We start from the raw sequence: 9,284 nt of genomic DNA on the forward strand, positions 1-9,284 counted from the left end.
CGTCGTGCAGGACAGCGGCGTGTGGGCGTTCACCAACGCCAACTCCAACAACAACACCGACGACAACGCGTTCAACTACAACTGGTACAACGGCGGCGCCACCCAAGTGGCCACCGGCTCCCCCCACTACAACACCCTGACCGGCAACACCCAGGTCAGCGGGACCAACTGGCCCACCGCCGCCCAGCAGGTCATCAACCAAAGCGGGCGCCGGGCCATGGCCAACACGGTGACGGTCACCAATCCCGGTGCGCAGAGCGGGACGGTGGGCACGGCTGTCAGTGGTCTGCAAATCCAGGCTGCTGATTCCGGGTCGGGTCAGTCGTTGACGTACAGTGCGTCGGGTCTTCCGGCTGGCCTGTCGATCTCCTCTTCGGGTCTGATCTCGGGTACGCCGACCGTGTCGGGCACGTTCAATGTGACGGTGACGGCGAAGGACGGTACCGGGGCGTCGGGTTCGGCGTCGTTCACGTGGACGATCGGGGCCGGTAGCAGCGGGAACACGGTGACGGTCACCAACCCGGGTGCGCAGAGCGGGACGGTGGGCACCGCGATCAGTGGTGTGCAGGTTCAGGCTGCTGATTCCGGGTCGGGTCAGTCGTTGACGTACAGTGCGTCGGGTCTTCCGGCGGGGTTGTCGATCTCCTCTTCGGGTCTGATTTCGGGTACGCCGACCGCGTCGGGGACGTTCAACGTGACCGTCACGGCGACCGACTCCACCAGCGCGTCCGGGTCCGCGTCGTTCACGTGGACGATCGGGACCGGTAGCACGGGTGGTGGGACGTGTCAGGTCTCGTACGTGAAGAACGAGTGGGGCGGTGGGTTCACCGCGAACGTGACGGTGACCAACACGGGTACCTCGACGGTGAACGGCTGGACGGTGACCTGGAGTTTCCCGGGTGACCAGAAGGTCACCAACGCGTGGAACGCGAACGTGACCCAGTCCGGGTCGGCGGTCACCGCGACGAACATGAGCTACAACCCGGCCATCGCGCCGGGCGGCAACGTGCAGTTCGGTTTCCAGGGTACCTGGGCCGGCAACGACACCAGCCCCAGCGCCTTCACCCTCAACGGACACGCCTGCAGCTGAGCGCGGGCAGTAACCCCGGGCGCGGCGGTACCGACCTGTGCGGTACCGCCGCCGCCGGGCGCTGCTCGACTCCAGCCGGGTCCGAGCAGTGCCGGATAGTCGTCGTTCGAGTCAGACGAGCAGGGGAGGCACCCACGGATCGCCGGTGATGCCGTCGCGAAAAGCGGTCGCGCGCCTCGGGTGCGTGCCCCTACCCTCGCGGTGCCCGCCGTTCAATGCGGCACAGTCAGTGCCCCACGGTGGCCGTGCGGGGTGCTTCGTCAACGCAGCGAGCGTGCGTGGCAGGCGTCGCGGCCCCGGCGGCACCTCTCCACCACGACAAAGGCGAGCGCCGTGAACGACCTGATGCTCATGTCGAACTCCTTCAGTCCTGGGCGCGGCGCGCTCGACCATGCCATGGACGCGCTCGCGGAGTTGTTCGCCGACTGCCGACACGTGCTGTTCGTGCCGTACGCCGGCAGCAATCCGGACCTCTACACCGAGGCGATGCGCGAAATCCTCGCCAGGCTGGGAAAGCGCCTCACCGGCGCCCACCGCGCCCCGGATCCGCTGGCGGCCCTCGCCGAGGCGGACGCGGTGTTCGTCGGCGGCGGCAACGCCTTCCGGCTGCTACGCGCCGTCCAACGCAATGGCCTGCTACCCGCGATCCGCCGACGCGTGCGGGCCGGCATGCCTTACCTCGGCGTCAGCGCCGGAGCGAACCTCGCCTGCCCCACCATCCGCACCACCAACGACATGCCGATCGTGCAGCCCACCACCCTGCACGCCCTCGACCTGATCCCCTTCCAGATCAACCCGCACTACCCAGACGCCCGCCGCGACGGGCCGTCCGCCGTCGCCACACGCGACCAGCGGTTGAGCCAGTTCCTCGAAGAAAACGACGTGCCCGTACTGGGCCTGTGCGAAGGCACCTGGCTCCACGTACGCGACGCGACGCGCGCCCACCTGCGCGGCACCACCGGCGCCCGGCTGCTCACCCGCGGCCGCGAACCACGCGACCTGCGACCCGGCGACGACCTCACCGACCTGCTCCACACTCGTCCCCGCTACGACACACCGATCACCCGGGCGGCGACACCGAGCCCGGCCGGGTGACGGTCACCCCGGCGCTCGCCCGCCTCGTCGAACCCCGTCCCCCCTCCCGGCGCGGCGGTTTCGACGAGCCATACCCGCACCGCGCCCGGGCGGCGCCACTCCAGATCAGCTCGCTACATCGAGCGCTGCTTCACCTTCTGAGCGCGCGCGAAAGCCGGCGGGAGATCGAAGAGCACAACCGCCCGGCCGAGGTCCCTGAATCGTCAGCGTATTGACAAAACACGTAGTCGGGTAAAGAAATCCAAAAGGCGTGCGCCGCGTCCGGGTATCCGGCGGGCGGCAGCCGTGGGCGCCTGACCAGAGACAATCCCGGCACGCGGATATCCGAGGTCACCCGGCGGTCCGCCGGCTATTCCGCGATATGAGACCTGCGACGGCTTCCATGTGACCCTGATATGTCGCATATGAGCGCACGAACATACCAATGCCCCGTTTGCGCCGCTGCTATGCTCCATGCGTTTCCGGGTCCCCGGGTGGCGAATCAAGACCCGTATCATCCCTTGGCTCGGGGACCCGCGGTGATCGACGAAAGGAAGAAGCCTGATGGTGGAAGTGGCGATGGCCCCCTCGCAGTGGGAGCGTGTCGGCGGCGCGCCCGCGGTGCGTGCCGTGCTGGACCGCTTCTATACCGATCTGCTGGCCGAGCCGCGGCTGGCCGCCTACTTCGCCGACGCCTCCGTCGAAAGCATCAAGCCCCACCTGGCCGAGGTGCTCAAGGTGGTGCTCGGCGGCCCGGGTGCGAAGACGGATATCGACCTGGCCACCTATCTGACGCGCGCGCACGCGCAACTGGCCGTGTCCGCCGAGGACTACGAGCGCACCGGCGAGATCCTCGTCGGCGCGCTGGCGGCGTTCGACGTGGAAGAGGACATCGTCGCCACCGTCGTCAACGCGCTCAAGGCGGTTGCGCCCTACGTGATCAGCGCCACCGCATAGCCGGCGGGCGCCAAGCTCCAGAAGCGAGTAGCTCGTGATCGACCCCAACCTGATGCGCACGTCCTGGGCGAAGGTGGCCCAGTACGGGGACCAGGTGCCGCTGTACTTCTACAGTCACCTGTTCCTGACCCACCCGGAAGTGCGGCGGATGTTCCCGCCGTCCATGGCGGCGCAGCGCGACCGGCTGGTCGCCGCGCTCGGGGCGGTCGTCTCCAACGTCGACGACCTCGGCGCGGCCATCCCGTTCCTCCAGGGACTCGGCCGCGACCACCGCAAGTTCGCCGTGGCGCCGGCGCATTATCCGGCGGTCGGCGCGAGCCTGCTGGCCACCCTCGAACACTTCCTCGGACCGGACTGGACGCCGCAGGTCAGCGAGTCGTGGACCGAGGCGTACGGGATCGTCTCGCAGGTGATGATCGACGCCGCGGCCGATGCCGCGCACTCCACCCCGCCATGGTGGGACGCGGAAATCGTGGCGCACGAGGTCCTCGGCGGGCGCCGCGACATCGCGCGGGTGACCATCGCGACCCAGCAGCCGTTCCCCTACCGCGCCGGGCAGTCGATGACGCTCGAGACGGCGATGGCCCCGGCACGCTGGCGGTTCTACACCCCGGCACACCCGCCGCGGCACGACAACACGATCGAGCTGCACATCAAGCTCGTCGGCACGGTGTCGTGGCAGCTGGTGAACGTGATGGGCGTCGGTGACCGGCTGCGCCTCGGGCCGCCGGTCGGCCACGCCTTGACGCTGGCCTCGACCAAGCCGGACTCGCACCTGCTGTTCATCGGCGCCAACACCGGCATCGCTCCGCTTCGCGCGGTCGTCGAGGAACTGGCGGCCACGCCCGGCCACGGCCGCAGCGTGACCCTGTTCTACGGGGCGCGGATCGCGTCGGACCTGTACGACCTGCCGCGGCTGCAAGCGCTCGCGGCGCGCAATCCGTGGCTGAGGGTGATGCCCGTGGTCTCCGACGAGATGGCCTGGGGCGGCGGCAAGGGTCTGGTGGGCGACGCGGCGGCGGCCGCCGGCGGGCCGTGGCCGGGACACGAGGTGTTCGTCGTCGGATCGGCCGCGATGTGCCAGCACGCCGTGGCGCGGTTGAAGGAGGCGGGAGTGGTCTCTGGGGCCATTCATCTGGAGGAGAGTCAGCCGTGAGCTACAACGAGTTCGACAGCTCGGCCCGACGGCCTGTGCGACTGACCGCGGATCAGGTCGACGCGTGGGACTTTCCGCGCGCGAGCGTGACCCGTCGCGGTTACGACGAGGAGGGCGTGCAGAGGTTCAAGCGGCGGGTGCTGACCGAGTTGCAGACCGCCGGCGAGGTCGAGGCGGACCTGCGGGCCCGCAACGAGGACCTGACCACGCAGCTGCGCGCGACCTACCTCGCCGCCGCCGGCTCCCCGGACGGGACGGCGCAGGGCGCCGGCTCGCCGGACGGCAAGGGCGCCGCGCAGGCCTCGGCTTCGGCGCCGGAGCGGCGGGTGACCGCCGCCGCGGTGAACGCGATCTCGATGGCGCAGCAGCAGGCCGAGGAGCAGATCCGCGCGGCCGAGGAGTACGTGCGCAACGTCACGGAGTACGCGCGCAGCCAGTATCAGGCCACGTTGAACGAGGGGCACCGGCAGGGGCTGATCGCGGCCGAGTCCGCCTTCCAGCGGCGCAGCGAGGAACTCGCGGTGAGCCTGTCGCAGCTGGAGGCGCAGCTGGACTTCCTCAAGGCCTTCGGTGTCGCGTTCGGCGTGCAGGTCGAGGGGGCGTTGGAGAAGGCGCGCGAGGAGGTCCACACGATGATCGGGACCATCCGTACGGCATTCGACGCGCTCAAGGCCCCGCAGGGGTTCTCCTCGCCCGTGCCGGCCGGCGCCATGCCGGGGCCGGGCGCGCGGCTGCCGGGCTGAGGACTCGACGCGCTGCGGGCTGAGGACTCGACGCGGCAGCCGGGCCCGGCTGCGACTCGGCAGCCGCCGTGCCGGCCGGGGTCTGGCGACCGGTCAGAGCGTCCCGGTGAGTGCCTGCAATCCCAGGCTGCTGAGCGCGACCGCCGCCCACAGCAGCGCGCCGAGCAGGAGCGGCCGGTGTCCGGCCCGGCGCATGTCGGCGAAGCTCATCGACAGGCCGATCCCGGCGAGCGCCGTGGTGATCAGGAACGTGCCGAGGGTGGAGAGCGGCGCGTGCCAGCCGGTCGGGATCAGGCCGAGGCTGTCGGCGGTGGCCGCGGCGAGGAACCCGAACAGGAACAGCGGAAGGATCTTGCGCCAGGGCATCGACCGCAGCCGGAGCGCGGGGACCGGTTCGCCGCGCCCGGCCGCCGCCGTTCTGGCCTCGCGCCGGGCCGTCAGCACCGCGAGCGCGATCACGATCGGGATGAGCATGAGGGTGCGGGTGAGTTTGACCACGATGCCGTAGGAGCCCGCGTCGCCGCCGTAGGCGATGGACGCGGCCACCACCGACGAGGTGTCGTTGATCGCCGTGCCGGCCCAGAGGCCGAATGAATGCGGACTCATCCCGAGCAGGTGGCCGATCGGCGGGAACAGCAGCACCGCGGCGATGTTGAACGTGAAGATCGTCCCGATCGCGTAGGCGACCTGCGCCTGCTTGGCCTTGATCACCGGGATGGTGGCCGCGATGGCGGACGCCCCGCAGATGCCGGTGCCCACCGCGATCAGGGTCCGGGTATGGCCGCGCACCCCGAGCAGCCGGCCGAAGAACCACGCGCCGGTGAGCGCGACGGTGAGCGTGCCCAGCATCACCGGAAGCGAGGCGCCTCCGAGGCGCAGGACCTGCTGCAACGGTAGACCGGTGCCGAGCACGACGATGGACAGCTGCAGGACCGGTTTCGCGGCGACGTCGTATCCCGGCGCCCACCGGGCCCCGCGCAGCGCCGGTACGAACGTGGCGGCCGCCGCGCCGAGCACGATCCCGAATACGGGACCTCCGACGATCGCAGCCGCGTGCCCGAGCCCCGTGGCGAGGGCGGCGAGAGCGATGGCCAGCGCCAGGCCCGGTAACGCGCGGCTTCGGCGTGTCGGACGAGACACCTGCGGTTCGGCGGCGCTCGCCCGTTCCGCCGCCGCCGCCCCCGCGACGTGCCGCTCGGCTTGACTTCCCGCGACAGCCGCGTGCGTCGTCAACGTCCCTCCCAGAAATGTCCGCACATTTAACCTAGTGACTGTGCGTACATATCGCAAGCGGTAGCATGAGCCCCCAGTGCGTCGGAAGGTGGTCTTGACGGTGCTCGACCGCGGGTCCGCAGTGCCGCTGTGGCAGCAGTTGCAGGCCGACTTGACCGCGCGGCTGGCGGCCGGCGACTTCGCCCGCGAGTTCCCCGGCGAACTGGCCATCGCCGGGCATTACGGCGTCAGCCGCCACACCGTCCGGCAGGCTCTGCGCAAGCTGCGCGCGGACGGCCTGGTGGTCGCCGAGCGCGGGCGCCAGCCGCGGATCGCGCCGACGCCCGAGATCCGCCAGCCGATGGGCGCGCTCTACAGCCTGTTCGCGAGCGTCGAAGCGGCCGGCCTGGACCAGCGCAACGCGGTACGCAAGCTGGAGATCAGCGCCGACGCGGTCGTCGCCGCCCGGCTCGGCCGGGAAGGGTCCACGCCGCTGCTGCACCTTGAACGCCTGCGCTACGCCGACGACCAGCCGCTCGCCCTCGACCGGGTCTGGCTGCCGGCCGAGCTCGCGGCGCCGTTGCTGGAGGCCGACTTCACGCACACCGGCCTTTACACCGAACTGGCCGAGCGTGCGGGCGTACGGCTGGAGCACGGCCGGGAACAGATCCACGCGGTCGTCCCGACGGCGGCTGAACGCATGCTGCTGCAGTGCCCGCCGACCGCCGCGGCTTTCTCAATCCACAGAATCGGGTATGCCGCCGGCCGGGCCGTCGAATGGCGTCACACCATCGTGCGCGGCGACCGCTTCGCCCTCACCGCCGAATTCTCCGCCCAGGCCGGTTACCGCCTGCGCCAGTGCGGCGCTCTGGCGACCGCCTGAACCGCTCCGCCGTTTCCCGCCGGCGCGGCGGGCCCTGCGGCCGATCTGCGTGGCCTGATCTGTCGGGCGGCCGGGTTCACCCGGCCCGCGCCCGGAGCATGGCCGCCCGACTCGGCCGGCTCGCTGTGGCGCAGCGGTCGGGGCCGCGCTCGCGCGGTCATCCTGTGACTGCATGGCGGCGGGCGCGGTTCTAACCGCCCGGCGTCGCAGGATTCGAGCAGCCGAGCCGGACGGCGTGGCGATCAACTGAAAGTTTCGCAATTTTCGAAGCCTTGTTCCGGCGCCTGCGGCTGCCCCGAACATGGCCGCTGAACTGCGTAGATTCGCCGCGCGCGGGGTGGGCCGCGGCATGGCCGAGCCGCCGCGCTCTTGAGCTTCCGGCGCGGGCTTGGCAACTTCACCCTGCGAAGCGGCAGTGCGCGCCGGGCCGAAACATCCCACCACCGGTAACGCGGTACCTGCCGCCGCCGCGGGTGTTAGCGCTCACACTCTCGGCTCACGCATCAGCGAACGCCCAGGAGGGTGTCTTGTGAAACTCACCGATCACCGGTCTTGGCTAGCGGTGACGGCCGCGGCCACGCTCGTGGCCGCGGGCCTGACCGTGGCCACCACCACCGCGGCGCAGGCGGCCTCGGGCTGTCAGGTGTCTTATACAGTTAGTTCGCAGTGGCCCGGCGGGTTCGGCGCGAACGTGAACATCACCAATCTCGGCAGCGCGGTCAGCAGCTGGAACCTGACCTGGTCCTTCGGCGCCGGGCAGACCATCACCCAACTGTGGAACGGCACCTACACCCAGTCCGGCGCGAACGTGACCGTGACGAACGTCTCCTACAACGGGTCCATCGGGACCGGCGCCACCACCAACCTCGGGTTCAACGGAACGTGGAACTCCTCGAACCCGGTTCCGGCCTCCTTCGCCCTGAACGGCACCACCTGCACGGGCGGCGTCTCCAGCGGCACCCCGACGCCCACGATGACCACCGGGTCGCCGACCCCGACCCCGACCCAGACCTCCGCGTCGCCGTCGCCGTCGTCGACGCCGTCGGCCTCGCCGTCGGGGACCACACCGCCGCCCGGGCAGCTGCCCTGCGACCTGTACGCCGCCGGCGGCACGCCCTGCATCTCCGCGCACAGCACGACGCGCGCGCTGTATGCGGCCTACAGCGGTCCGCTCTACCAGGTCCAGCGCTCCTCCGACCACAGCTACCGTGACATCGGCCTGTTGAGCGCCGGGGGAGTGGTCAACGCCTCGGCGCAGTCCTCGTTCTGCTCGGGCACCTCGTGCACGATCACGAAGATCTACGACCAGTCCCCGGAGCACAACGATCTGCCGATCTCCCCGGGCGGGTTCTGGAAGGGCCCGGGTCCCAACGGCTCCGACATCGGCGCGAACGCCACGGCGCTGCCGATCACGATCGGCGGCCACTCGGCCTACGGGATCAAGGTGACCCCCGGCGTCGGGTACCGCACGGACGCGGCCAAGGGGGCGCCCACCGGTTCGCAGCCTGAGGGCATTTACATGGTGACCTCCTCCAACAACGTCAACCAGTACTGCTGCTTCGACTACGGCAGCGGTGAGACCAACAACTCCGACGACGGCAACGCCACCATGAACGCGATCTACTGGGGCACCGCGTGCTGGTTCGGCGGCTGTGTCGGATCGGGGCCGTGGGTGGAGGCCGACCTGGAGAACGGCATGTACCACACCAACACCGGTTCGAATAAGAACTCGAACAACCAGGGTGTGCACTTCCCGTTCGTCTCCGCCTGGGAGAAGAACAACGGCACCAGCAACTTCACCCTCAAGTACGGCAACGCGGACAGCGGCGGGCTGACGACTCCTTACTCCGGACCGCTGCCCAACGGCTACTCGCCGATGAAGTTGCAGGCCTCGATCCTGCTGGGCACCGGTGGGGACAACAGTTCCAGCGACTACGGCGAGTTCTTCGAGGGCGCGGTGACGGCGGGCTACCCGTCCGACGCCACCGAGAACGCGGTCCAGGCCAGCATCGTGGCCGCCGGCTACCAGTAGGTCAATGTAAAGCAGTCCTCTAACAAGAGGTCGCATCTCGCTACGCCGGGCGGGCTCGGCGGGGGCGGCGCGCCGGCAGTGCCTCGTCAGGGCACTGGACCGGACGCGGCCGCCGCCGGGCCCGCCCACCCCCGACA

Annotated in this window: 8 protein-coding genes; 7 read left to right on the forward strand and 1 reads right to left on the reverse strand. The window is 70.2% G+C overall.

Annotation, left to right across the window (positions count from 1 at the left end; genetic code table 11):
• The 5 genes from KGA66_RS26450 to KGA66_RS26470 form a co-directional block, all read left to right on the forward strand.
• A partial coding sequence (locus KGA66_RS26450; protein ID WP_211471845.1) for a cellulose binding domain-containing protein occupies positions 1–1,090 on the forward strand: 1,090 nt, incomplete at its 5' end.
• Between the two features lie 333 nt (positions 1,091–1,423).
• A complete protein-coding gene (gene pepE / locus KGA66_RS26455) occupies positions 1,424–2,185 on the forward strand; it encodes a dipeptidase PepE (RefSeq protein ID WP_211471848.1) in 762 nt (253 codons plus the stop codon).
• A gap of 543 nt (positions 2,186–2,728) precedes the next feature.
• Entirely contained in the window at positions 2,729–3,121 is a 393-nt protein-coding gene (locus KGA66_RS26460; RefSeq protein ID WP_211471850.1) for a group I truncated hemoglobin, read from the forward strand.
• 34 nt (positions 3,122–3,155) lie between these two features.
• Complete coding sequence (locus tag KGA66_RS26465) at positions 3,156–4,277, forward strand: globin domain-containing protein (protein ID WP_211471852.1); 1,122 nt, start codon at positions 3,156–3,158, stop codon at positions 4,275–4,277.
• Complete coding sequence (locus KGA66_RS26470) at positions 4,274–5,020, forward strand: hypothetical protein (protein WP_211471854.1); 747 nt, start codon at positions 4,274–4,276, stop codon at positions 5,018–5,020. Before KGA66_RS26465 ends, KGA66_RS26470 begins: the two co-directional genes overlap by 4 nt.
• A 93-nt stretch (positions 5,021–5,113) precedes the next feature.
• On the opposite strand, the gene KGA66_RS26475 is transcribed toward KGA66_RS26470, so the two are convergent.
• Positions 5,114–6,160, reverse strand: a complete 1,047-nt coding sequence (locus tag KGA66_RS26475) for a YeiH family protein (RefSeq protein ID WP_369015971.1) — start codon at positions 6,158–6,160, stop codon at positions 5,114–5,116.
• 187 nt (positions 6,161–6,347) lie between these two features.
• Here KGA66_RS26475 and KGA66_RS26480 point away from each other — a divergent pair, with 187 nt between their 5' ends.
• Entirely contained in the window at positions 6,348–7,115 is a 768-nt protein-coding gene (locus KGA66_RS26480) for a GntR family transcriptional regulator (protein ID WP_438822081.1), read from the forward strand.
• Between the two features lie 529 nt (positions 7,116–7,644).
• On the forward strand, positions 7,645–9,147 hold the full coding sequence (locus KGA66_RS32540) for an arabinofuranosidase catalytic domain-containing protein (protein ID WP_211471860.1): 1,503 nt from the start codon (positions 7,645–7,647) through the stop codon (positions 9,145–9,147).
• Positions 9,148–9,284: the final 137 nt, after the last annotated feature.

It is taken from the genome of Actinocrinis puniceicyclus, assembly GCF_018283645.1.
Taxonomy (GTDB): domain Bacteria; phylum Actinomycetota; class Actinomycetes; order Streptomycetales; family Catenulisporaceae; genus Actinocrinis; species Actinocrinis puniceicyclus.

Bases quoted from the DNA above. Each gene is read 5' to 3' on its own strand.
- KGA66_RS26460 (WP_211471850.1), top strand. From the start codon at position 2,729: ATGGTGGAAGTGGCGATGGCCCCCTCGCAGTGGGAGCGTGTCGGCGGC.